A 23,619-nucleotide genomic window follows, 5' to 3' on the forward strand; every position below is an offset into this window, starting at 1 on the left:
CGTCAGCCGGTTCGCGACCAGCGCGGCGATCACGTCGCCGTGGGTGGCCCGGTTGACCTTGTCACGCATCGGGGCGAGCCGGTCGATCGTGCCCGCCAGATCGAGGCGGGCCAGGTAGTCACGCACGACGGGCAGCGCGCCGAGCGGCTTCTCGACGCTCGGCGGCCCGTAGTCCATCACGACCGTCACAGCCAGGAACAGTCCCAGGCCTGTCACTACCGATCGCGGTCACCCCGACGTGATCCGAACAAGAGACCAAGCAGCTGGCTCACCGCACGCACGTGCGGAAGACAGGACTAGCCGGAGTGTTGGCGGCGCGGGCTCGGGAGATCGCGGCTGTGATCGCTGCTGAGGGTCTGACGGAGGAACAGACCACGGCGGTTCGGGATCTGCTCGGCCCGATCCCCTCGCGGAATCGGGCCGCTCGTCCGGCTGCGGGTTAGAGGGCCTCTCGGCGTTTGATCACGATCGCGTCGGGTTCGAAACGGCGGCGTCCGGGACCCGTCGGCATGATCGTGACGGATACTAGGGCGCGGATGATCGCTCGGCGGCGCTGCAAGGACAGGGTCTGCCAGTGCGCGGCGATGTCCTCGACGTCCAACAGGCCGTCGAACACGGTGGAGTGCGCCAGTGCGGCTTGGCGGCGCCGGAGCGTGGCCAACTCAGTCGTGATCTCCTCCTGCTGGGCACGACGCATGATCCGGATAACCTCGTTGTCGGGGTCGTCGTGCGCCATGGCTCGACCAAGGGCGGCGGCGCGGGCCTGGGCCGCTTCGATTCTCTGCGCGACGCTGAGGACGTCGGCGGCATCCGGAAGATCCGCCTCGATGAACTGTTCGATGATGCCGGGCGTGCTGAGCAGCGTGACGGCGGTGTTTTCCACCAGCGCGTCGACCGGGACCATCACGCGGGAGACTCCGCGACAGCCACCGTCGGAAGGGGTCGGACATTGATAGGAACGTCCACTCCTGGCAGTCTTACCTGGGCGTCCTGCCTGTACGGCGGCTCCGCACTTCCCGCACGTCGCGATACCTGACAGTAGGTACCTGTGGTGGGGGGACCATCCCGGCGGCTGGCCGTTCCCGCACAGCCGCGCAACCAACCGGACATGCGTGTCGGTACTGATGATCGGTTCCCACGCGGCTTTCCCGATGAGTTCCTCGTTGTGGTACCGCAACCCCGCTATCGCCGCGTTCGTCAAGATCTGCCTGACGACACCTGGCGACCACTTCGCAGCAAAGGCGGGCTTGATCCCCTCGGTGTTCAGATAGCGGGCGCACGTCCGGATGCCCCAATCCTCTTTCAGGACCTTGTCCGCAAGATCCTTGATCACTGCTGCCTCGGCTGGGTTGACCTTCCTGCCCTTGTCGTAGCCGTAGCAGCGGCCCCCGGGGGACAGGCCCAGCTTGGCGCGTTGGGCTGCTTCGTCCCTGCTGCGCTCGGAGTTCACCTCAACCTCGTAGGTGTCCAGCTCGCCGAGGAGACCGGCGACCACTCGGCCGGACGACGATGACAGATCGAGGTCCTGGCCGTTCGTCGCGATGATCCGGATGCGGTGGTCCGTGCACACCTGCATCTCGGACGCGCGTTCGATCCGGTTCCGCCATAGCCGGTTCATCATGTACGTGACGATCACATCGGCGGCGTCTTCCCGGACGACCGACATCATCCGCTCGTAGTGCGGACGACGCTTCCCCTGCTTGCCCTTCGTGGCCGATATGTCGTTGTCGATGAACGGCGCGAACCCAAGCCGCCACGTCCGTTCGGTCTGGATGCGTAGCAACGCCTTAACGACCTGGCGGGCAACACCCTTCGCATCTTGATCAGGGTCGGAACTGATCCGCCCGTAGATCACGGCCACGGTCGGATACGTAGTCGGGTCTCGGTTCAACAGCTCGGCGAGCAACGCGCGTTCCTCGTCGTCCAGGATGTCTTCCCACGAACCGGACTTCCGGGCATCAGGGGCAGTTGGGGCCATAAAAGAATTATGTCGTAAAGGAAGCGACGACTAGCCCGCGAGCTCGCCGGGCTCCTGACCGAGACCGAGCAGGGTGGTGATGGGCACCACCACCTGGATCTCGCAGCCGATGGGCGCGGCATGCTCGCCCCGGCCCATCAGCAGATCGACCAGAACATCCGCGCGGATCTGGTCGGGGGTGCGGGTGTCGTCCTCGGCGCGTGCCCGGGCGATCCCGTTCGCGAGATCACTGATCCGCCGGTAGCAGGCCTCGGCCTGATCGGCGGGCAGACGCGCGGAAAGGGTGCTGATCGCGTCCTCCTCCGCGTCGATCCAGACCCCGCGTTCCTTCGCCCGTTCCCTCGCGCGGCGTTCGGCGCCGTCGGGGTCCAGGCGCAGTACTGCGCGGCGTGCGGCGGCGGCGTAGGCGGTGCGGTGCCTGCGCTGGCCCCGCTCCAGCATCCAGGCCTCGAGCGCGGTGGCGGCGGCGTCGTCGAGGGGTGTGATCGCGTGTTCCAGGATCCGTAGCCGCGGCAGGTCGATCTCGCCGGCTTCCAACGCATCCAACGCGTGCGGGAGGCGCCGTGCGACGGTCTCGGCGAAGTACAGCTGGTTACGGGCCGAGTTCGCGGACACCGCCAGGACGGTCGCGACCTCCTCCGGGGCGTAGTCGGTGAAGACTCCCGCGGGATCGCCCTCCCGCGGTGCGTGCAGCACGGCGGTGTCGGCCAGGGCACGCAGCATCTGTGCCTGGCCGACCGCGACCTGACGGGCTGCGTTCCTGATGGTGTTCAGATGCTCCCTCAGCCGCTCTCCGAACCTGCTCATGGCGTCCGCGGCGGGACCCTCGTCACCGTCGGCCGGGCTACTGGCCTGGTGCTGGCTGCTGCTGGCGCGGGCGATCGCGTCGGTGGGAGGCCTGGGGAACCTCGTCTCCGGGGCAGGGATGGGACATCGAACACGACTTCGAACGTGTGTTCTATGGTAGGTGGGTTCGGGTAGTGGTGGGTTGGTCGGCCCGGGGGAGACCACACGGGGACTGACGTCCCCCCCGAGGTCTCGCTGGCGCCGGAGTGGCCGGAGTGGCCGGAGATGTGCGGCCACGACAGCCAGCGGTGGTGTCGTGGCTGCGTCACCGTGCGTCTACGGCTCGGCTGTCCGTCTACGCTCGGTGTCCGAACGACTCCGCCGCGCCGTCTACGACCCCGCTGCGGCCGGGCAGAGGCAGAACGGGTGGCCGGCAGGGTCGAGGAGAACCCACCAGCGGTCGCCACCCGGCTGGAACTCGGGCTGGGTCGCGCCGAGCCGGTCGGCCAGCTCCAGGGCCGCCGCCAGGTCCGGAACGCGGAAGTCCAGATGGAACTGCTGCGGCCCGTCCTGATCCGGCCACCGCGGCGGCTGGTAGCCGTCCACCCGCTGGAACCCGATCATGATCTCGGTTCCGGGGGGTGTCAGGTAGGCCCAGGCACCGTTCTCGTCAGCACCACCGACGCCCCATCCCGTCAGCTCGCCGTAGAACTCCGCCAGCGCCTTCGCGTCCGGGCAGTCGACCATCAGCCCGGCCCAGCTCACCCCCGCGGTCAGCCCCGCCGCTTCCGCCGCTTCCGCCGCTTCCGCCGNTTCCGCCGCTTCCGCCGTCTCCGCCGCTTCCGTCGTCTCCGTCGTCTCCGCTGTCGCCATGTCACTCCTCCAGCTCGGGTGCGGGGCGGTCGACGTGCGGACCGTTGCGCCGTGCGCATCTCCTGCGCGGTACTGCTGCTCCTTCCCGCACGTTCGTCCCCGCGGCCATCCTCGTCGCGATACCTGACTTCTCCTGTCAGGTACCGCGGCGGAGAATGCGGCGGTGCGCGCCAGCCGGCTGTTGTCCGTCCTTCTGCTGCTGCAGGTCCGCGGCCGGCTGACCGCCGGCGAGATCGCCGCCGAGCTGGGCGTGTCGGTCCGCACCGTCTACCGGGATCTGGACTCGCTCGCCGCAGCGGGCGTGCCCGTCCTCGCCGAGCGGGGGTCCGCGGGTGGGTACCGGCTGGTGGCCGGCTACCGGACGAGCCTGACCGGCCTGACCGCGGGCGAGTCGGACTCGCTGCCGCTGGCCGGCCTCCCGGACGCCGCCACCGCGCTCGGTTTCGGCCTGGACGCCGCGGCTGTCGAGCGCAAACTGCTCGCCGCGCTGCCCCCGGGGAACCGGGAACGGGCGGCACGGGCCCGCGAGCTGTTCCACCTCGACGCGCCCGGCTGGTTCCGGGACGCCGAACCCGTGCCGTTCCTGGCCGACGCCGCCGGCGCGGTCTGGGGGCGTCGCCCGATCCGGATCACCTACCTGCGCTGGCGCGCTCCCCGCGAGGTGGTCCGTGAGGTGAAACCGCTCGGCATCGTCCTCAAGAGCGGCACCTGGTACCTGGTCGCAGCCACGGCGGAGACGCAGAGGACAGGAGAGCCAGGAGAGCCGGGGGAGCCGGGGGAACCGACGGAGCACGTCGCGGGAGTGGAGGCGGGCGCCGGGCGGGGCCTACGGGTCTACCGGGTCGGCCAGATCCGCGCGCTGGACGTCCGGCCGGAGACCTTCATCCGCCCGGACGGGTTCGACCTGGCCGGGTACTGGGCCGGCTGGACGGCGCGGTACGAGGCCGAGGTCTACCGGTCCTCGGCGACGGTGCGGCTGTCGCCGGCGGGGCTGCGGCTTGTGCCCTTCCGGCTCGCACCCGCGGTGGCGAGGTCCGTCCAGCGCACGGCGGGCGAGCCGGACGCCGACGGCTGGGTGCGCGCCCGGCTGCCGATCGAGTCCGTCCGGCACGCCCGCGGCGACCTGCTGGTCCTCGGCGCCGACGTCGAGGTGCTCGGTCCGCCGGAGCTGCGCGCGGCGATGACCGAGGCCGCGGCGGACCTGACGGCGCTCTACGACAGCCCACCCGGCCCCCCGGCCACCCGTCCCAGGCCGCCGGGGGGGCATAGAGGGCAGTTGGTCGCAACCGGGATATCGCGTGGGCGGCGGGGCGCTGGCATGCTGGGTCGGCCGTACGAGAAGGAGCGCAGCGACATGACGACGTCCGCACCCGACCCGGACCGCACCCGCGTGATCGGGGAGGTCTTCGAGGGGGCCTTCGGCGATCTGATGGCCGCGGAGGCGGGCGCGTTCCGGCGCAAGTTCCGGAAGATGGCGGCGACGCCGTTCGCCTTCTACCGCGGGTCCGCCGCGCTGTTCTACACGGACGTCCACGCCCTCGACGACCCGTTCCTCGACGAGCGGACGAGCCGGGTCTGGATCCACGGCGACCTGCACGCGGAGAACTTCGGCACCTACATGAGCAGCAACGGCGTGCTCGTGTTCAACGTCAACGACTTCGACGAGGCCTACGTCGGGCCGTTCACCTGGGACCTGCGCCGGCTCGTCGCGAGCCTCGCCCTGCTCGGCCGGGCGAAGGCGCTCAGCGACGCCGTCATCACCGACCTGGTCGAGGCCTGTGTCGGCGCCTACCGGGAGAAGATCCGCGACCTCGCCGAGGGCGGCTCGTCCGCCGACCTGCTGACGCGGACGTCCACCTCGGGCGTCGTGCACGCGTTCCTGCAGCAGGCGCGGCGCGCCACCCGGGTCGGACTGCTCGACGAGCTCACCGTGGTCGAGGACTACGACCGCCGGTTCACCCGGGGCGGCGGGGCGAGCGCGGTCGACGACGAGACCCGCGGGAAGGTCCTGGCCGCCTTCGACCGCTACCTGGCGACGGTTCCGCCGGGGCGGCGCACCCGGCCGGTGTCGCTGACCGTCAAGGACGTCGTGCTGCGGCGCGGGGTCGGCATCGGCAGCGCGGGGCTGCCGTCCTACAGCCTGCTCGTCGAGGGGCAGACCGAGGCGCTGGACAACGACGTGGTGCTGTACATGAAGCAGGGCCAGGTCCCGGCGGTCAGCCGGTTCGTCGCCGACGAGCGGATCGCCGGCTACTTCCACCACCAGGGGCACCGCACGGCGCTGTCCCAGCGCGCGCTGCAGGCCGACAGCGACACCTGGCTCGGGTACACCGAGATCGACGGGGTCGGCCAGCTCGTCGCCGAGGTGTCGCCGTACGCCCAGGACCTGGACTGGTCCGAGGTGAACGAGCGGGACCAGATGCTGGAGCTGGTCGCCGACCTGGGCCGCTCGACCGCGCGGATGCACGCCGTCGCCGACGACGAGAGCGAGCACGACCTCGTGAGCTTCTCCACCGAGGCTGCCATCCACGAGGCGATCTCGGTGGACCCGAAGGGTTTCACCGCCTCCCTCGTCGAGTTCGCCCACAGCTACGGCGCCCAGGTGCACCACGACCACGCCCTGTTCGTCGACATGTTCCGCAACGGGCAGATCATCGACGTCGACTGACCGCGGGGCTGGCAGTGGGCGCCGGTGGGGGACGCGCCGGGCGGGCGCCCGGCCGAGGTGACGGGCATCCCGGCTGAGGTCAGACGCCGAGGAAGTCGAGGACGGCGTTCATCGCCCGGGTGTTCGCCTGGACGGAGTAGTGGTCGGCGCCCTCGATCGTCCGCCCGGTCGCCTTGGGGAGCAGCGCGGCGAGCTCCTCGGGGGAACCGGCCTCGTCGCGCTCACCGGTGACGAGGAGGACCTCGCAGGTCACCGCGGCCAGGTCGGCGGCGGTGAGCTGACGGATCGGCCGCCGGGCGAACGCCAGCACGGCGTCGATGTCGTTGCCGGCCCGCCGGGCCAGCCCCTGGATCATGCGGACCAGGACGTTGATGCCGTCGTCCGCGCCCGCGGTGAAGGCCGGCCGGTCCGCCGGGCGGAAGTCGAGCAGGCGCGGGCCGATGCCGAGCAGGGCGAGCCGGTTGAAGGGCGTCAGCCCGCGCACCGCGCACTCCAGCAGCAGGTGCGCGCCGGCGGAGAAGCCGACCGCGTCGACGGGGCCACGGCCCGCGAACGCCTCGGCGATCTCCGCCGCGGCGTCAGGGTAGGCCGCCGGGTCGGTGTCGCGGCGGGAGCCGCCGTGGCCGGGCAGGTCGACGAGGATCACCTCCCGGCCGGCCTCCTGCAGCAGATCGACCCAGCCGGACGAACGCCAGCCGTGCTCGCTCGACGAGGCGAGGCCGTGGACCAGGACCACCGGGGGAGTGTCAGCCATACTCGAACCGTAAGCCCGGACTGACGACTCGCGCGCTGGATCGCGCGGCCATGGGCACGGCCACGGGCACAGCTACGTGATCTGTGCTCAGAGAGCGGGAGACGCGAGGGAGGGATCCGCGCCGCTGGCGACCCTGCGCATGGGCTGGTGGTTCCCGTACCAGTCCAGGCAGAAGACAGTCGCGTCGTCACTGAGCTTGTTCCCGGCGACCTGCAGGACCCTGCCGGTGAGGTCCTGCACGAGCTCCCGTGGGTGCAGATCCCGTGTCTCCGCGAGTGCGGCGGAAAGATCGACCTGGGCGGCGTTGCGTTCCGTCATTCCGTCGGTGACCAGCAGCAGCCGGTCTCCGGGATGCAGCCGAAGGCTGTGAATGCCGTAAAGCGTTCTCTCGAACATGCCGAAGGGCGGATCGGAGGGGAAGGACATCGTCTGCACCTGACCGTCCCGCAGCCGGTAGAACGGCACATGCCCGGCGTTCACCACCGAGACGGCGCCGGTTGGCAGGTCGATCTGCAACAGCAGGCCGGTGACGAACTCGTCGGAGCCGATCTGCGTCGCCATCATCGTGTTCGCCCGCGTGACCTGCCTGGCGAGGTCCCCACCGCCGCGGCGGACATTACGCAGACTGCTTACCAGCAGAGTCGCCAACAGCGCCGCTGTCAACCCGTGCCCCATCGCGTCGGTGAGCGACACGTGCAGCCGGGAACGATCGAAGCTGTAGTCGAAGGTGTCCCCGGCGACGGCGCCCGACGGTTCCAGCCAGCCGGCCACCGTCACCTGCGCGCCCTCACAGGTGAGGACTCCGGCAGCAGCCGGCGCTGGATCTCCGCGGCCAGACCCAGCGGGACGGAGCGCTGGCCCCACTCGAACAGATCCGTGTACCGCCGGCTTGTGACCACAATGTAGGCCAGCGCATGCCCCGTGGTTGCGACGGTGTCGACGGCTTCGGCAGGGGCGCCGGCGGGCAGCAGGACCTCCAGCACCCCGATCGCCTCGCCCCGAGCTGTGACCGGGACGCAGACGTGTGTGCCGGTGGGGCGACGGTCCACCCGCACCCGCTGGGTCCGCATCACCCGGCCCTGGACAGTGCAGTCCACCGGCACGCGCTCCATCGCGTCCCCGTCCCCGTCTCCGGGCCGGCGCGTGTCGGTGAACCGCGCCAGGTACCCGCCCGCGTAGTCCGCGATCAGAAAGGAAACCTCGCGCGCGTCGATCGTCCGGGTCAGCTCACCGGCCACCGCCCGCACGGCATCGGCGGGGGCGGCACGCTCGACCTCTGTCAGCAGCTCCCGTAGTTCGATCGGCCCGGAAGACACCACTCCACTGATGGTAGTCGTCACCGAAGGCCCTGCCCGGACAGTCGCGCCAGGTCACTGAGAGGTTGCCATCTGATGCTGACAGCGGCCGCCCCGCTGCGGCTGAGGGCCGGGCGCGGGGCGGCCGCGGCGGGCGCAGTGCGCGTGGTAGCCGTGGTGGGCGTGCGCACCGGTCTCTCAGGGCTCGTTGATCAGATAGGCGACGTCGTCGGCGACCATCTGCTCGAGGTGCTCGGGCAGCACGGTGTGACCGGTGAACCGTTCGACGACCACCAGGCCCTTCGCGACCCGGTCCGTCGCGCCGGTCAGGTCCAGGTCGCGCAGGAGCGGGAGGACCACGTCGGGGACGGGGTCCGGGCCCGGCTCGAACGCGGCGAGGACGTCGCCGTGCTGGGCCAGCGAGAGGCGGGTGAGGGCGTTCAGGTTCCAGAACATGCTGGCGGCCAGCCCATGCCGGGACAACGACGAGAGCACGGCGTGCCGGGATCCCTGGCTGCCGCCGGCCTCCACCGCGAGTACCGCCCGGTCGTCACCGGCAAGCGGGAGAACGAGAAGGCAGGGGTCGGTGCGGCCGTCGGCCCGCAACCGCGCCAGTGAGCAGGGGGCGTCCGGGTCGGCGTCGAAGCACCGCACGACGTCGGCGGGTGCCGCCCCGACCACGACGGTGAACGTCGCGGCCTCGCGGAACTCGCTGCGCCGGCGCACCCAGCGGTAGCGGGCCTCCGGCTGGGAGGCGACCGGCGGCGGCGCCTCTCCGCGCAGCCGGTGCCCCAGCTGGTCACTGCGCCGGTGGACTGTCTCCGGTTCCGGTCCGGCCCCCCAGACCACCAGCTCGTAGGTCTCGTCCTCGCCGGCGCCGTCGCGGCCGCGGGCGCATACCCGCAGCCGGTAGTCCCCGGGCCACGGGGGTGTCTGGTGGTACAGGGAACGGGCGTCGGGCGGCGCGTCCTCCCGTCTGGTCGCGCCGCCGACCACGGAGGCGGCGCCGGCGGCGGCGGTCCAGCTGACGTCGACGATCTCGTCCCAGGCCGCCGCCTCGGCGGGCGACGGAGGGCCGGGCGGCGCCGCGAGCACCTTCAGGGAGACCGCCACCCGGCCGGTCCCCACGCCGGTCCGGACGGACACACCGCCGGTGCCGACGTCCACCAGCCCGTTACGGGCGAAGCCGGGCGCCCCGGCTCCCGCTCCCGCCCCGACGGGTGCTCCGGTCGCGGGTGCTCCGGTCGCGGGAGTGCCGGCCGAGGAGTGGGAGCCGTCGGGCCCGCCGGTGTCCTCGACGAGGGCGAAGGTGTGCCCGGTGACCGGTACGCAGCCGGCGGCGTGGCGGGGCAGCCGGTAGTCCGCGCGGCGGCGCAGCAGCAGGGCGGCCGGGTAGGCAGCCGGCATCGGGCGGCCGCCCAGGACGAGCGCGGCGCAGCCCAGCGCGACACCGACGACGACCGGCGCCTCGGCGCCCAGCGTCGGCGGGTCCAGCTCGCGCAGGACAGCGGTGGTCACCGCCACCGCGAGAGCCAGATGGGCGGCGCCATGGCGGGCGGCCAGCGTCGCCTCGTCAGCAGGCGCGTCCGGCGGCTCGGCGCCACTGCTGTCGTCCACCTCGAACACGCGGTCGTCCACGACCAGCAGCGGGCCGGTGACGGGATGGTCGGCCAGCGCGCGTATGTAGGCCAGGACAAGGTGGCAGGCGCCGGGGCTGACCCGGTCCAGCCGCGCGACGGCGTCGACCGCCTCGGGCTCGTCGGCGGGCGCCGCGAGGACCCTCGAGGTGCCGGCGGCCGCCCGCACCGGCCCGGACGCCGGCGGGTCGGTGAGGCTTTGGGTGAGGCCACGCGGCGCGTGCAGCGGGATCTCGTCGACGACCAGCTCGAGCGCGCCGAGCACCCGCTCCGGCAGACGTGGGCCGACCGACCGCAGCGCGGTGAGGACCGGAGCGCCCGGACGGGCCGCGGGCCGCTCCGCCGCGCTGATCCGGCCGAGCTCGGCGGCGGGGGTCGGCGGAATGCGCGCCACCAGCTGTGAAAATACCTCCGCGACGACGTTCGCGAGCGGATCCAGGAGGCCCGCCGGCAGTTCGACGGTCGGCTCAGGGAGGGAAATCTGACGGCTTTCCAGGTCCGATCGAAACACTTGCGAAACTGTACTGAAGGGCCTGTGATCTGGCCGAGATCCGTTCTTCGGCGGTGTGACGATCCGTCAACACACATTCGTGCGGACGGAACCCCCGCGGCGATGCGACCGGGTTTTCTGACAGCGGCGGTCGCGGTACGGCAATGCTATCCCGGGAGGCGGCCGCTGTTTCACCGGCGGACCGCCGGGAGGAGGAGATGACGATCTGGCCGGTTGTGCCCGGCCACCGCTGCACCGGGCGGTGACCGACCCGGCGGGTGCCCCCGAGGCGACGCCTGCACAGCCGTGTCACCATCGTGCCGCCCGCCCCTCACGTGGCGGCCGCCGGGCGGTCAGGAAGTGGGCACGGTTCGCACCAGGGCCTCGGCGGCCAGTTCGTACCCGAGCGGGCCGAGGCCGGCGATCACTCCGGCCGCCAGCGGCGAGACCACCGACTCGTGCCGGAACGCCTCTCTGGCCCACACGTTCGACAGGTGGACCTCGATCCACGGGCGCGGGTAGTTCGCCAGGGCGTCCCGCAGGCTCCAGCCGGCGATCATCAACGCCCCCGGGTTCACGATCGCGCCGACCGTGTCGTAGTTGTCCTGAATGGCGTGGATCAGCTCGCCCTCGGACTCGCGCTGGACCGCCACGACCTGCCAGCCCCGGTCAGCGACCCGCTTCGCGACCGCCGCCTCGATGTCGGCGAGAGTCGCCGTCCCGTAGATCTCGGGCTGGCGCCGGCCGAGAATCCCCAGGTTCGGTCCGTTCAGGAGAAGCAGGCTGCTCACAGTGAACCTCTACAAGTGTGTGGCATGTTGTCAGGGCACGGTGTTTATAGCAAGGCCCGTGGGTTCTCCAGGTGGCGGCCCGGTGCCGGCCGACCGTATCCACCTGGTCGCAGTCGGTCCTAACCCCCGCCGGTGGTCGCCGTCCGTGGTGTCGGCATCGTGACAGCGTCGGTGATGCGCCACCCCGGGAGTATTACGTCCCCTGGTGCACCTGTTCGCCTGTCCGTGGTTCTTGTATAGATTCCCTGCCTGTCGTGCCCGTGATTTGCGCCTGCCGGGCACGGCCGGCGGGCCGGCGGCATCTCGCTGGCCACGCCCAGCCTTCCGTACACATCTGGTGAGAGGTGACCTGTATGAGTGACAGTCGGCGGACGGCACCCGAGTTCCCGGCCTGGCCCCAGTTCGACGACGCGGAGCGGGCCGGGCTCATCCGTGCGCTCGACCAGGGCCAGTGGTGGCGGATGGGTGGCACCGAGGTCGACTCGTTCGAGCGGGAGTTCGCGGAGTACCACGGAGCGGATCACGCGCTGGCGGTGACGAACGGTACGCACGCGCTGGAGCTCGCCCTGCAGGTGCTCGGCGTCGGCCCCGGCACCGAGGTGATCGTTCCCGGCTTCACCTTCATCTCGTCCTCCCAGGCCGCGCAGCGGCTCGGCGCGGTCGCGGTGCCCGTCGACGTGGACCTGGAGACCTACTGCATCGACCCGGCCGCCGTCGAGGCCGCGATCACCCCCCGGACCAGGGCGATCATGCCGGTGCACATGGCCGGCCACTTCTCCGACATGGACGCCCTCGGCAAGATCGCCGCGAACGCCGGCGTCCCGCTCATCCAGGATGCCGCCCACGCCCACGGCACCAGCTGGGCAGGCCGCCGGGTCGGTGAGCACGGCAGTATCGCGGCGTTCAGCTTCCAGAACGGCAAGCTGATGACCGCCGGCGAGGGCGGCGCCGTCACCTTCCCGGACGCGGAGCAGTACGAGCAGGCGTTCCTGCGGCACAGCTGCGGCCGCCCGCGCACCGACCGCCGCTACCTGCACCAGACATCCGGCTCGAACTTCCGGATGAACGAGTTCACCGCGTCGGTGCTGCGTGCCCAGCTCGCCCGGCTCGGCGGGCAGATCGACACCCGCGAGCAGCGCTGGCCGGTGCTCGCCGAACTGCTCGCGCAGATCCCCGGGGTCGTGCCGCAGGGCCGCGACCCGCGTTGCGACCGCAACTCGCACTACATGGCGATGTTCCGGCTGCCCGGTGTCGGCGAGGAGCGGCGCAACGCCCTCGTGGACGCCCTGATCGAACGCGGGCTGCCGGCCTTCGCCGCCTTCCGCGCCATCTACCGGTCGGACGGCTTCTGGGAGACCGGCGCGCCGGACGCGACCGTCGACCAGCTCGCCGCCCGCTGCCCGAACGTCGAGGCGCTCAGCGCGGACGGCATCTGGCTGCACCACCGCACCCTGCTCGGCACCGAGGCACAGATGCACACCATCGCCGAGATCCTGGCCGAGACCCTGGCCAGCGTGTGAGCCGCACGTCCGCAGCAGGGACGTCCACAGTGGACGGCACCGTCCGGGTCGCGGTGGTCGGGCTCGGGTGGGCCGGGCGGTCGATCTGGCTGCCCCGGCTGCGCGACCATCCCGCGTTCGAGGTGGTGGCCCTGGTCGATCCCGACCCGAACACCCGGGCCGAGGTGGCCGCCGAGCTCGCGGCCAGCACCAGCACCGGCACCGGCACCAGCCCCAGCTCCAGCGCTGGGGCCGGCGCCGGCGTCGGCGTGCTCGCCCATCCCGCGGAGCTGACCCGCTCGGCGGTCGACCTCGCCGTCGTCGCCGTCCCGAACCACCTGCACAGCCCGGTGGCCGCAGGCCTGCTCGCGGCCGGGGTGCCGGTGTTCGTGGAGAAGCCGGTCTGCCTGCGCACCGCCGAGGCGGACACCCTGGCCGCCGCCGAGCTGGCCGGGGGAGCGGTGCTCCTGGCCGGCAGCGCCGCCCGTTTCCGGGCCGACGTCCGCGCGTTGTACGGCATCGCCGAGCAGCTCGGCACCATCCGGCACGTCGACGTCTCCTGGGTGCGCGCCCGCGGCGTGCCCGATGCCGGCGGCTGGTTCACCCGGCGCGATCTCGCCGGCGGGGGTGCGCTTCTCGACCTCGGGTGGCACCTGCTCGACGCCGCCGCGCCCCTCGTGGGGGCCGACGGATTCGTCCACGCGGTGGGCACGGTCTCCGGCGACTTCGTCGCCGACGCCGCGTGGAGCGCCTCCTGGCGCCATCCCGACGACGCGGCCGGCTCCCGGTCCGGCGGCAACGTCGAGGACACCGTCCGGGCGTTCCTCGTCAGCGGCACCGGGGTGTCCGTGGCGCTGCGGGCCAGCTGGGCATCCCACGAGCCGCTCGACGGCACGGTGGTGCGGGTCGAGGGCAGTGCCGGCTCCGCCGAGCTGCGCTGCACCTTCGGCTTCAGCCCCAACCGCCACCCGCGGTCGACGCTGACCTGGACGAAGAACGGCACCACCACCAGCGTGGACGTCCCCACCGAACCGATCGGTGCCGAGTACCGCCGCCAGCTCGACGAGCTTCCGGCGCAGCTCGCCGACCCGACCCGGCGCGGTGCCGCGGTCGGGCAGGCGAGGTCGACCATCACCGCCATCGAAAAGATCTACGAGTCGGCCGGGCTGGCGCAGTCCGCGGTTCCGGCGCATACCGCCACGCCGGCGCTGCTGCCCGCCGCGTCCTGACACACCGGTGGGCAGCGTTGCCACGCCAAACATGGGGGGAGCCGATGGGCACCACAGCAATCGTTTTCGACCTCGACGGTGTGATCGTCGACAGTCACGCCGTGATGCGGGAGGCCTTCACGCGTGCCTACGCGGAGGTCGTGGGCCCGGGCCCCGCTCCGTTCGAGGAGTACAACCGGCACCTCGGCCGGTACTTCCCGGACATCATGCGGATCATGGGTCTTCCGCTGGAGATGGAAGGCCCGTTCGTCCGGGAGAGCTACCGGCTCGCTCCCCAGGTCCTGTTGTTCGAGGGGGTCCGCGAGCTGCTGACCAACCTCCTCGACCGGGGGATCCGGCTCGCCGTCGCGACCGGCAAGAGCGGGCCGCGGGCCCGTGACCTGCTGGCCCAGCTGGGCATCCTCGACTGCTTCGAACGGGTCATCGGCTCCGACGAGGTCGCCCGGCCCAAACCGGCGCCGGACATCATCCAGCTCGCGCTGGAAACCCTGGGCGCGGATCCCGCGGACGCGATGATGATCGGCGACGCCGTCACCGACATCCAGAGCGCCCGCGGGGCCGGCGTGCGGGCCGTCGGCGCCATGTGGGGGCAGGTCGACGAGTCCGAGCTGCTGGCAGCGGCACCCGACTGGGTGATCTGGTCCCCGCTGCAGCTCCTCGGCCTCCTCACTGAGCAGCCGTACCTGACGGTCTGACCGCCGAGACGGGTTCCGCCGCGGTCAGCGGCCGCGGTCAGGGCCCGGCTCGTCCGGCTCGTCCGGCTAGTCCGGGTCCTCCAGGTCGCGGGCCAGCAGCACCGCGCCCGTCAGTGACGACAGACCGCCCTGCGCCGCCCGGACGGACACCGCGGGATGGCCCGGCCGGGCCATCGCCTCCGTCCGGGCCGCCACGGCGTCGACGAAACCGGCCAGCCCGTCCGCGAAGCCGCCGCCGATCACCGCCAGATCGGGCCGCACCAGCTCGGTCAGGCCGGTGACCGCGCCCGCCAGTGCCTGCGCCGTGGCCTCGACGGCCTCCCGGGCCCAGCTTTCACCGCTCTCCCAGCCGGCCTGCAGCTGCGGGTAGGTCACCTCCGCATCCGCAGCGCCCGCGGGGTGCGCGCGCAGGCGGGTCGCCCGGTGCAGGGTGGCGGGTCCGGACGCGAGGGCCTGCAGGCAGCCGCGGCGTCCACACCGGCACAGCGGCCCGTCCAGGGCGATGACCAGATGGCCGATCTCGCAGGAGCCGCGCGCCGGCCCCGGGCAGAGCCGGCCGCCGAGGACGATCCCGCCGCCGATGCCGGTGCCGACACCCAGGTAGACCAGGTTCGCGGCACCGGCATGGTGCGCCTCGGCCAGCGCGGCGAGGTCACCGTCGTCGGCCAGCGCCACCTGCGCTCCCGGTACGAGATCCCGCAGGGCCTGCCCGAGCCGCAGGCCCGCCCACGACGGCCGGCTCGGCCAGGTGGTGACCCGCCCGTCGGAGTCGACCGTCGCGGGCATCGCCACGCCGATCGCGGTCACCTGCCCGTCCCATTCGGCGCACAGGGCCCGGACGCCCGCACCGAGATCACGCAGGTCGGTCTCGGCCGGAGCACCGACCGACCAGCGGAACACCGCCTCACGCGAGCGCCCGCCCGCCTCCTGGTCCGTCGTCCCCTGGCTCGTCGTCCCCTGGCTCGCCGTCTCCAGCCGCAGCGCCACCTTGGTGCCACCCACGTCGATGCCGAGCCGGCCGGTCACCCGCGGGGCAGTCACCGCGCACCCGGCAGGCCGAAGAACGCCCGGTACAGGTCGACCTGCTCGGCCAGCATGTGGATGCCCGGGTGGGTACGCAGGCCACCCCGCCCCTGGGCCGCCTGCAGCAGCCGCGTCCGCGCCGGTTTCATGATGATGTCGGCGACGACGCACCCGTCCGGCAGGTCCGTCGGGTCGAACGGCAGCGGGTCCTGGGGGCGCAACCCGAGCGGGGTGGCGTTCACGACCACGTCGACCGGGCCCTGTCCGTCCCGCGGCGTGGCCCTTCCGGGCCAGTGGGCGTCCAACCGGCGCAGCAGGTCGGCGAGCCGGGTCTGGTCCGGATCGCGCACGGTCAGCCGGGCGCAGCCGGCGTCGAGCAGCGCCACCGCGATGGCGCTGCCGGCGCCGCCCGCCCCGACCAGCCGGATCTCGCTGCCGGCGATCCGATGGCCCGCGCGGAGCAGGCCGCGGACGAAGCCCGCACCGTCGAAGTTGTCGGCCAGCCAGCGCCCGTCGGGCTCCCGCCGCAGCGCGTTCGCGCTGCCACTGATCGCGGCGGCGGGGGAGCGGAGGTCGGCCAGGTCGGCCGCGGCCACCTTGTGCGGGATCGTGATCAGGATCCCGTCCAGGTTGGCGATGGAACGCAGCCCCGTCAGCACGGCCGGGAAGTCGGCCGGCCGCGCGTGCACCGGGACGAGCACCGCGTCCACCCCCGCCTCGGCGAAGACCGGGTTCACCAGCCGCGGCGCCTGTACCTGGTCGACCGGGTCGCCGACGACGACGTACAGCCGCGTCGTGCCGCTGATCTCCCGCGGTCGCGCCGCCGGCCGCGTCCCGAGGGGGTCGGATGTCGTCAGGGCGTCGGATGTCGTCACGGCGCGCTCCGGTCCATCGCGGCGAGAGTCGAGGCCACCAGGTCCGTCGGCACGTCCGGCACCAGCCGGGGCCCGTCCGGCGAGTCCAGGACGAAGGCCAGCCCGGTGGTCGTCGACGTGCTCGTCGACTTCTTGTCCAGTCGCATGATCGACACGAGCTCGCCGTCGTCCACGCCGGCGGGAAGCGCGGTCGGCAGCCCGTAGTGCGCGACCACCTCGTGGTGCTCGGCGGCCCGCGCCTCGTCGATCAGGCCCAGCCGGGCCGCGAGCCGGCCCGCGAACACCGTCCCGACCGCCACACCTTCACCGTGGCGCATCCCGAAGCCGGTCGCGATCTCCAGGGCATGACCGAGGGTGTGCCCGTAGTTCAGGATGTGGCGGAGCCCGGAGTCGCGCTCGTCGCGGGCGACCACCGACGCCTTGAGCGCGACGCTGCGGGCTATCTGTTCCTCGACAGGCAGGCCGCGCAGGTCGCCCGTGCCGATGAAGTGCGCCCGGGCGATCTCGCCGTAGCCGTTGGTCCACTCACGGGCGGGCAGCGTCCGCAGGTAGTCGGTGTCGCACAGCACCGTGCTCGGCTGCCAGTAGGCGCCCACCAGGTTCTTGCCGGCCGGGAGGTTCACGGCGGTCTTGCCGCCGACGCTGGCGTCCACCTGGGCCAACAGGGAGGTCGGAAGATGGATCACCGCGATCCCACGGTGGTAGAGCGCCGCGGCGAGGCCGACGACATCGGTGGTCGTCCCGCCTCCGCAGGAGACCACCGCGTCCGACCGGGTGAGGCCGAAGGCCGCGAACTGTTCGCACAGATACCCCACGTTGGCCAGGGTCTTGTCACGCTCGCCGTCGCGGGCGGTGATCCGCACGGCCGGGACCCCGGGATCGGGCACCGCGTCCTCCTCGGGCCGCGCCGAGACAATCGCGACCCGCGCCGCACCGACCCGCGCAACCGCCGCCGGCAGCAGGTGCCGGACACCCGGCCCCACGTCGACCGGGTAACCGCGCTCACCGAGGTCGACCCACACTCGGTGCGCCGTGACCGACTCCGTCATTGTTGTCCTTCCGGTGTGCGTCTCGTGATAGGTGGTGATCCCGGCGTCCGGTGACCAGGGGCACCCCTGATGACTATTCAGGAATTAGGGTGCACGGCTCGGGTCGTGGATGGCACGGGTGGGCGGGCGCAGGTGTATCCGGGCCGTACTATCGGCAACGGCTCCGAATTGCCGTGAACGGAGCAGAGGGGGCTGGGGTCAAAACATGGTTGGTACGCAACCGTTGGTCCTGCCGGCGACAGATCTCGCGCAGCGCGGTCGCACGATCGTGGGTCAGTTCTCAAGAGTTGTCACCATGCGTGCCAGTAGTATCGCGGTGCGCGATGAAATGCTGGTGATGACCTACGCTGAACTGGACTGGCGCTCTTCCACGCTGGCCCGCTCTCTTGTCGCCGGTGGCGGCGCGGAGGGAAACGTCGGCATCCTGCTGGGCCAGGGCGCCGCCGCGATCATCGCCATGCTCGGCGCGCTCAAGGCCGGTCGACCGTTCGTCCCGCTCGACCCGATGCTGCCGGCCGCCCGACTGGGCCAGATCCTGCAGCTGGCGGACGTCGCGGTCTGCGTGACGGACGAGCCGCACCGGGAACTGCTCATCGCCGCCGACGACCCGGCGCGCCCCACCCGGATCCACCCTGTGATCGTCGATGCCGCGGGCCGGCCCGGCGACGCCCCGCCGGCCGACGACCAGGTACCGGACGACGCGCTGCCCGGCTGGCACACCCTGCCCGCCGACCCGGCCTTCGTGGTGTTCAGCTCCGGGTCCACCGGCGTCCCCAAGGGCGTGATCTGGCGCAACCAGACCGTCGTCCACGAGCTCGAATCGGGCCTCGACCAGGTTGGTGTCAACGCCACCGACCAGATGGCCCTGATCCTGCCGGTCGCCTTCGCCGCCGGTATCACGGTGATGTTCTGGGGGCTGCTCTCCGGGGCGACGCTGCATGTCCTCGACCCGCGAGCTCGCGGGATCGGGGTTGTTCCCGGCTGGCTCGCCGAGCGCGGGATCACCACCCTGCATCTGACACCGGCCCTCATCCGGGCGCTGGTCGGCGCCGCGCGGCCCGGCGAGGCCCCGACCAGCCTGCGGGCGGTCACCAGCTCCGGCGAGGCGGTCTACGGCCGTGACGTGACCGCGCTGCGCGAGATTCTCCCGAGAACCTGTACGTTCTACAACTGGTCGGGGTCCACCGAGACGGCGTCTCTGGCCTTCTTCCCGGTGCGTGCCGATGACGCCCTTCCCGCCGGCCCGCTTCCGGCCGGGTGGGCGGTCCGTGGCAAGACCATCACCATCGTCGACGACCATGGCAATCCTGTCCCTGACGGTGTCACCGGCGAGATGGCAGTGACGTCCAGGTATCTTTCCGGCGGGTACTGGAACGCCCCGCAGATGACTGCACAGCGTTTTCGCTCGGCGGTGGGCAACCCGAATTCAGGCGACTCCGACACCGGGGTGACGTACCGCGCCGGCGATCTGGCCCGTCGACGTCCCGACGGATGTATCGAACTACTCGGGCGCGCCGACGCCGCTGTCAAGATTCGCGGATATCTGGTGGAGCCGGCGGAGATCGAGACCGTCCTGCTCACCTCGCCGGACATCGTCGAGGCCGTCGTCGTCGCGGAACGACCGGAGGACCAGCCCGCGCGGCTGATCGCCTACGTCGTCTGCACGAGCGCCGTCACGTCGGCGGCCGTGACCGTCCGGGCGCTGCTGCGGGCGAAGCTGCCGGCCTACATGGTTCCCGCCTCGGTGGTGCTGCTTGACGAGCTCCCTCGCAACGAGCGCGGCAAGGTGGACCGCACCGCGCTGCCGCCGGTGCCCCCGCGAGCGCCCGGCCGGCTCCCGACGGGTCGCAGTCACTGGGAGCTTGTGGTTCGGGACCTGTTCGCGCAGGTGCTCAAGGTCGACGAGGTCTTCCTCGACGACGACTTCGTCGAGCTCGGCGGCGACTCGCTCCTCGCCCAGCAGCTGCTCGGCGAGATCGCCGCCCGCCTCGGCGTACGCCTGCCGACGTCGGTGCTGGCGGAGGCGCCGACCATCGCGACGCTCGCCGTCCGGGTGGCACGGGCTCACCGCGACATCCCGACCCACCCGACCTGTGTCCCCCTCGCGGCCGACGGCACGAGGCCACCGCTGTTCTGCGTCGCGGGGGCCGGTGGACTGGCCATCAACTTTGTCGCGCTCTCCCGCCTGCTCGGGTCCGACCTGCCCTGCTACGGCTTCCAGGCGCAGGGCCTGGAGAACCGGGCGCTCCCCGACTGGAGCGTCGAGCGCCACGCCCGCCGCCACCTGGCGGTGCTGCGCCTGATCCAGCCCACCGGGCCGTACTACATCGCCGGGTTCTCCTTCGGTGGTCTGGTCGCCCTGGAGATGGCGCGTCTGCTCGTCGATGCCGGGGAGGAGGTGGCGCTGCTGACCCTGCTCGACAGCAAGCTGCCCCGGTCCGCGCAGGCGGGGCCCGCCGGTGCCCCGGCGCGAGCGGTGGATCGACGTCTCCCGGTGCCCAACCTGACCAAACTGCGCAAGGCGGCCCGGCTGCCGTTGGCCGGCCTGGTCCGCTACCCGGGTATGACCCAGTTCGACACCTTCTTCGACCAGTCCCGGCTCATCGCCCAGTCCTATCGGGTACGGCCCTACGCCGGCCGATCGCTGCTCTACCTGGCCGAGGACAACTCCGACCCGGCCCGGGACGGCTGGACCAACCTCCTGACGGGCGAGACGACCGTCGTCACCGTGCCCGGCGAGCACCATTCGATGCTCAACGAGCCCCATGTCGGTGCCCTCGCGGCGGACCTGCGTGCCCGGCTGGACGAGGTGATGACCCGGTGACGTCCAGGGGGCGGGGTCCATCGCCCGCCTTCTCCTCGATCTGCTCGCCGACGGCGGTACCTACGCGCAGCTGTATGGACCGGTCACGACCGGATAATTCACACCCGCCGGACGGGCGCGTACCTGGAGGCGCTCACCCTGCGGTCCGAAAATGCTGATCGCCTCCGTCGGCACCGACCCGGTGTTGGTGAACGCATGCGGAACATGGGTGTCGAACTCGGCGACCTCGCCGGCGGCCAGCGTCATGTCGTGCTCACCCAGCGCCAGCCGGAGGCGCCCGGACAGCACATAGATCCACGCGTATCCCTCGTGGGACCGCTGCTCCGCCGTGCACACCGGCCGCCGGGCGGGAACGATCATCTTGAACGCCTGCAGCCCGCCCGGACGCCGGGCAAGGGGGATGAAGGCCATTCCGGCGCGTTCGATCGGGCGCGGCAGAGCCCGAGGGCCCGCGTGCTGCGGCATCCCCACGAGATCATCTATCGGAAGCCGGTAGAACCGCGCGAGCTTCACCAGCATCTCGAGAGTGACGCGGCGCTGGCCGGACTCCATCCGGGACAGGGTGCTGACCGAGATCCCGGTCGCCCGCGACAGCTCCGGGAGCGTGGTGCCGCGGCCCTTCCGCAGCTCGCGCAGTCGCGGGCCCGCGGTGGCGAGGAGCAGGTCGACGTCTCCGTCCTGTCGATCATCGGTCACACCTCCATTTCCGGCCCAACCGAACTGGCTGTCAAGTCCGCGAGGCGTGGCCCGCCGGCCCGCCTGACGCCGGCGGGATCAGGGGCCTGATGGGTGTGCGCGCTGTACCGGACGGTCGGTTCGTCCTAGGCTGGACCAATGGGTGAGATGATAGTCTCATATGGTGAGACGATCTGGGATCCGGAGACCTACGACGCTCCGCGTCGGCGGCTGGTTCCCGCCTTCGATCTGCTTTACGGGGCGGCGGCGGAGCTGGTCGGCGAGCTCGGCGTGCCCCATCCGGAGGTCCTTGATCTGGGGGCGGGTACGGGCCTGCTGTCGGCTGCCGTGCACAGGGCGGTTCCCGGCGCGCGGCTGCACCTGATGGACGGCGCGCGCCCGATGGTCGACGGTGCGGTGGCGCGGCTCGGCGAGAGCGTGGCCTCGGTCACGATCGCGGACCTCACCGATCCGTTGCCGGCCGGGCCGTTCGACGCCGTGGTGTCAGCGCTGGCGATCCACCATCTCGGTGACAGCGCCAAGCGTGACCTGTTCCGCCGCCTCCGGCTCGCGCTCGTCCCCGGTGGTCTGTTCGTGCACCTTGAGCAGGTGGCCGGTCCAGATGATCACGTGACCGCGAGGTACGAACGGCTGCACGAGCAGTGGGCACGCCACGCCGGCTCGGACGACGAGGAGTGGGCCGGGGCGCTCGTGCGCATGGCCCATGACCAGTGCTCTCCGCTGGACGACCAGCTGGGCTGGTTGCGGGAGGCCGGTTTCGCCTCCGTCGACTGCGCCGTCAAGGTCTGGCGCTTCGCCGTCTATTCCGGCCGGTCACCGCACTAGGGAGCGGGCCCTCGGGTGCCGCCGCCGAGTCACCGCCGAGTCACCGCCGAGTCACCGCCGGGGCGCCGCCGGCTGCAGCGGCCCGGCGGCGCCCCGGTGCCGGTGCAGCCGGCGGCGCGGAGGCGGATCATTCGACGGTCAAGGACGTTCTGCGGGATCCCAGGGCCTGCCCGGGGCGTTGCTAAGGGTGCGTTCCCATGGGTCGGCGGAATGAGTGCCGCAAATTCTTGAGAACGTCTTACAAGTTTCTACAGCGGAGTAGCGGAATTGTGCCCTGACGTAAGGGTTCCGTGTGTGTCATTGGCTGGGTCTGTGGTTCGTGGTGCGGGCATCGGTACTACTATGAGTCGCCCGGAGTTAGTTAGAAGGCTGACGGTCGCCTGGAGTTGTGCATGCGGATCGCTTTCCTGTGCGAGCAGTACCCGCCGATCATCTGGGACGGTGCTGGCGTGTACACCCATGACATTGCGCACGCGCTGGCAGGGCGCGGGCACGAGGTTCATGTGCTGTGCACGCAGGGCCGAGGTGTGCGCGACGAGGTGTTCGAGGGCGTCCACGTTCACCGCCGTCCGCTGTTGCGGGCCCCGCTCAGCCGTTACCTGGGGCCGGCGGGAAAGCTGATCACCGGGCGTGACCACCCGCGGGATTCGCTGACCCTGCGGGCGTCCCTGGCCCTGTCCTACGGCTTCTGGCTGCGCCGGCTCGGGATCAGGCCGGATGTCATCGAGACCCAGGACGGTGAGACACGGGGCCTCTTCACCGCGCTCGGGCGCCGTACTCCACTCGTGATCCATCTTCACACCCCCACGATGATGGACGTACGGCTGCGTGATGCCGAACTGACCCGCAAGGGTGAGTTCGCCGATCGGGTCGACCGGTTCTCGGCGCTGCGGGCCGATGCGCGGACCTCGCCGTCCCAGCTGCTTGTCGACAAGTTGCGCGAATTCGACTGGCTGCGGCCGGACACCGACGTGGACGTGATTCCCTATCCGTTCGACAACAGGCCCTTCGCGGATGTGCCCACGGCGGCGCACACGGGCCGGGATCTGGTGGTCGTCGGCCGGCTGGAGTGGCGCAAGGGCCTCGACGTGCTGATCGACGCCGCCGCCAGGCTGCAGGCGCGAGGCGTGGACGCAAAGCTGATCTTCGTCGGGAAGTCGTCCGGGCGGGTCGACGGCATCGAGACCGGGACCTGGCTGGAACGCCGGGCCGTCGACCTCGGGGTCCCGGTCCGGTTCGACGGACACGTGTCGCGGTCCGAGCTGCCCGGCCGCTACGGGGAGGCCCGGGCGGTGGTGGTACCGAGCCGCTTCGAAAGTTTCTCGATCGCCGGCCTGGAGGGAATGGCGGCCGCGCGGCCGGTTGTCGCCACCGCAACGACCGGGGTCGCCACCTGGGTCGACCGGTGGAAGGGCGGGGCCGTCGTCCCGCCGGAGAACCCGGACGCGATGGCCGAGGCGCTGGAACCGTTTCTGACGAATCCGGCACACGCGGCCACGGTGGGGTTCCGGGGCCGGGAGGGAACCGCGGAACTCGACCCGGCTCTGATCGCCGCACGCCGTGAGGAGGTCTACCTCAAAGCGATCGCGCGGCATCAGATCCACGGCACCGGCAGGGGGCGGCGCTAGCCGA

General features: G+C 71.7%; 19 protein-coding genes and 2 pseudogenes. 8 read left to right on the plus strand and 13 right to left on the minus strand.

Features of this window, described 5'->3' with window-relative positions; all coding sequences use genetic code 11:
• The 4 genes and pseudogenes from B207_RS0126760 to B207_RS0126775 form a co-directional block, all read right to left on the minus strand.
• Positions 1 to 216 (minus strand): annotated as a pseudogene (locus B207_RS0126760) (hypothetical protein); the annotation flags it as partial.
• 223 nt (positions 217 to 439) lie between these two features.
• On the minus strand, positions 440 to 1,978 hold the full coding sequence (locus B207_RS0126765; RefSeq protein WP_018639760.1) for a recombinase family protein: 1,539 nt from the start codon (positions 1,976 to 1,978) through the stop codon (positions 440 to 442).
• Positions 1,979 to 2,008: 30 nt separating this feature from the next.
• Complete coding sequence (locus tag B207_RS35830; protein ID WP_018639761.1) at positions 2,009 to 2,785, minus strand: DUF222 domain-containing protein; 777 nt, start codon at positions 2,783 to 2,785, stop codon at positions 2,009 to 2,011.
• Positions 2,786 to 3,154: 369 nt separating this feature from the next.
• Positions 3,155 to 3,637 (minus strand): VOC family protein, encoded by a 483-nt coding sequence (locus tag B207_RS0126775; protein WP_018639762.1) that lies wholly within the window; start codon positions 3,635 to 3,637, stop codon positions 3,155 to 3,157.
• Between the two features lie 163 nt (positions 3,638 to 3,800).
• On the opposite strand from B207_RS0126775, the pseudogene B207_RS43060 reads away from it, so the two are divergent.
• Together B207_RS43060 and B207_RS43065 are read left to right on the plus strand one after the other, a co-directional pair.
• A pseudogene (locus tag B207_RS43060) lies at positions 3,801 to 4,829 on the plus strand (helix-turn-helix transcriptional regulator); the annotation flags it as partial.
• Positions 4,830 to 4,991: 162 nt separating this feature from the next.
• Entirely contained in the window at positions 4,992 to 6,305 is a 1,314-nt protein-coding gene (locus B207_RS43065) for a DUF2252 domain-containing protein (RefSeq protein WP_026311489.1), read from the plus strand.
• Positions 6,306 to 6,384: 79 nt separating this feature from the next.
• Here B207_RS43065 and B207_RS0126785 read toward each other — a convergent pair whose 3' ends face one another.
• The 5 genes from B207_RS0126785 to B207_RS0126800 all read right to left on the minus strand — a co-directional run bounded on the left by B207_RS0126785 (position 6,385) and on the right by B207_RS0126800 (position 11,272).
• A complete protein-coding gene (locus B207_RS0126785; RefSeq protein ID WP_018639764.1) occupies positions 6,385 to 7,059 on the minus strand; it encodes an alpha/beta fold hydrolase in 675 nt (224 codons plus the stop codon).
• 87 nt (positions 7,060 to 7,146) lie between these two features.
• Positions 7,147 to 7,830, minus strand: a complete 684-nt coding sequence (locus tag B207_RS42000) for a PP2C family protein-serine/threonine phosphatase (RefSeq protein ID WP_230205245.1) — start codon at positions 7,828 to 7,830, stop codon at positions 7,147 to 7,149.
• A 2-nt stretch (positions 7,831 to 7,832) separates the two neighbouring features.
• A complete protein-coding gene (locus B207_RS42005) occupies positions 7,833 to 8,399 on the minus strand; it encodes a hypothetical protein (protein WP_230205246.1) in 567 nt (188 codons plus the stop codon).
• A gap of 153 nt (positions 8,400 to 8,552) precedes the next feature.
• Complete coding sequence (locus B207_RS0126795) at positions 8,553 to 10,502, minus strand: DUF6461 domain-containing protein (protein WP_051102686.1); 1,950 nt, start codon at positions 10,500 to 10,502, stop codon at positions 8,553 to 8,555.
• A gap of 332 nt (positions 10,503 to 10,834) precedes the next feature.
• Positions 10,835 to 11,272, minus strand: coding sequence for a type II 3-dehydroquinate dehydratase (locus tag B207_RS0126800; RefSeq protein ID WP_018639765.1), 438 nt, complete (start codon positions 11,270 to 11,272; stop codon positions 10,835 to 10,837).
• A 353-nt stretch (positions 11,273 to 11,625) separates the two neighbouring features.
• Between B207_RS0126800 and B207_RS0126805 the strand changes: the two genes are divergently transcribed.
• From B207_RS0126805 to B207_RS0126815, 3 genes are read left to right on the plus strand one after another with little or no spacing between them, the layout of a single operon-like run.
• The gene (locus B207_RS0126805) at positions 11,626 to 12,792 is read left to right on the plus strand and encodes a DegT/DnrJ/EryC1/StrS family aminotransferase (RefSeq protein ID WP_018639766.1); all 1,167 of its coding nucleotides are present in this window, start codon (positions 11,626 to 11,628) and stop codon (positions 12,790 to 12,792) included.
• Positions 12,793 to 12,821: 29 nt separating this feature from the next.
• Positions 12,822 to 14,000 (plus strand): Gfo/Idh/MocA family protein, encoded by a 1,179-nt coding sequence (locus tag B207_RS35840; protein WP_018639767.1) that lies wholly within the window; start codon positions 12,822 to 12,824, stop codon positions 13,998 to 14,000.
• Between the two features lie 44 nt (positions 14,001 to 14,044).
• Entirely contained in the window at positions 14,045 to 14,695 is a 651-nt protein-coding gene (locus tag B207_RS0126815; protein ID WP_018639768.1) for an HAD-IA family hydrolase, read from the plus strand.
• Positions 14,696 to 14,761: 66 nt separating this feature from the next.
• Here B207_RS0126815 and B207_RS0126820 read toward each other — a convergent pair whose 3' ends face one another.
• The 3 genes from B207_RS0126820 to B207_RS0126830 are packed head-to-tail and all read right to left on the minus strand — an operon-like array spanning position 14,762 to position 17,642.
• Positions 14,762 to 15,736, minus strand: coding sequence for an ROK family protein (locus tag B207_RS0126820; protein WP_230205247.1), 975 nt, complete (start codon positions 15,734 to 15,736; stop codon positions 14,762 to 14,764).
• Complete coding sequence (locus B207_RS0126825; RefSeq protein WP_018639770.1) at positions 15,733 to 16,593, minus strand: shikimate dehydrogenase family protein; 861 nt, start codon at positions 16,591 to 16,593, stop codon at positions 15,733 to 15,735. The genes B207_RS0126820 and B207_RS0126825 overlap by 4 nt, the downstream gene beginning before the upstream one ends.
• Positions 16,590 to 17,642, minus strand: coding sequence for a 3-dehydroquinate synthase family protein (locus B207_RS0126830; RefSeq protein WP_018639771.1), 1,053 nt, complete (start codon positions 17,640 to 17,642; stop codon positions 16,590 to 16,592). Before B207_RS0126830 ends, B207_RS0126825 begins: the two co-directional genes overlap by 4 nt.
• Before the next feature lie 295 nt (positions 17,643 to 17,937).
• Here B207_RS0126830 and B207_RS0126835 point away from each other — a divergent pair, with 295 nt between their 5' ends.
• Positions 17,938 to 20,466: a non-ribosomal peptide synthetase gene (locus B207_RS0126835; RefSeq protein ID WP_230205248.1), complete on the plus strand. Its 2,529-nt coding sequence runs from the start codon at positions 17,938 to 17,940 to the stop codon at positions 20,464 to 20,466.
• Positions 20,467 to 20,526: 60 nt separating this feature from the next.
• Here the strand turns inward: B207_RS0126835 and B207_RS0126840 are convergent, their stop codons facing one another.
• Positions 20,527 to 21,162 carry a helix-turn-helix domain-containing protein gene (locus tag B207_RS0126840; protein WP_018639773.1) on the minus strand — a complete coding sequence of 212 codons (636 nt, stop codon included), beginning with the start codon at positions 21,160 to 21,162 and terminating at the stop codon, positions 20,527 to 20,529.
• A 138-nt stretch (positions 21,163 to 21,300) separates the two neighbouring features.
• On the opposite strand from B207_RS0126840, the gene B207_RS0126845 reads away from it, so the two are divergent.
• Positions 21,301 to 21,987: a class I SAM-dependent methyltransferase gene (locus tag B207_RS0126845; RefSeq protein WP_018639774.1), complete on the plus strand. Its 687-nt coding sequence runs from the start codon at positions 21,301 to 21,303 to the stop codon at positions 21,985 to 21,987.
• A 392-nt stretch (positions 21,988 to 22,379) separates the two neighbouring features.
• Positions 22,380 to 23,615, plus strand: coding sequence for a glycosyltransferase family 4 protein (locus B207_RS0126850; protein ID WP_018639775.1), 1,236 nt, complete (start codon positions 22,380 to 22,382; stop codon positions 23,613 to 23,615).
• Positions 23,616 to 23,619: the final 4 nt, after the last annotated feature.

It is taken from the genome of Parafrankia elaeagni (assembly GCF_000374165.1).
In the GTDB taxonomy this organism is placed as follows: domain Bacteria; phylum Actinomycetota; class Actinomycetes; order Frankiales; family Frankiaceae; genus Parafrankia; species Parafrankia elaeagni.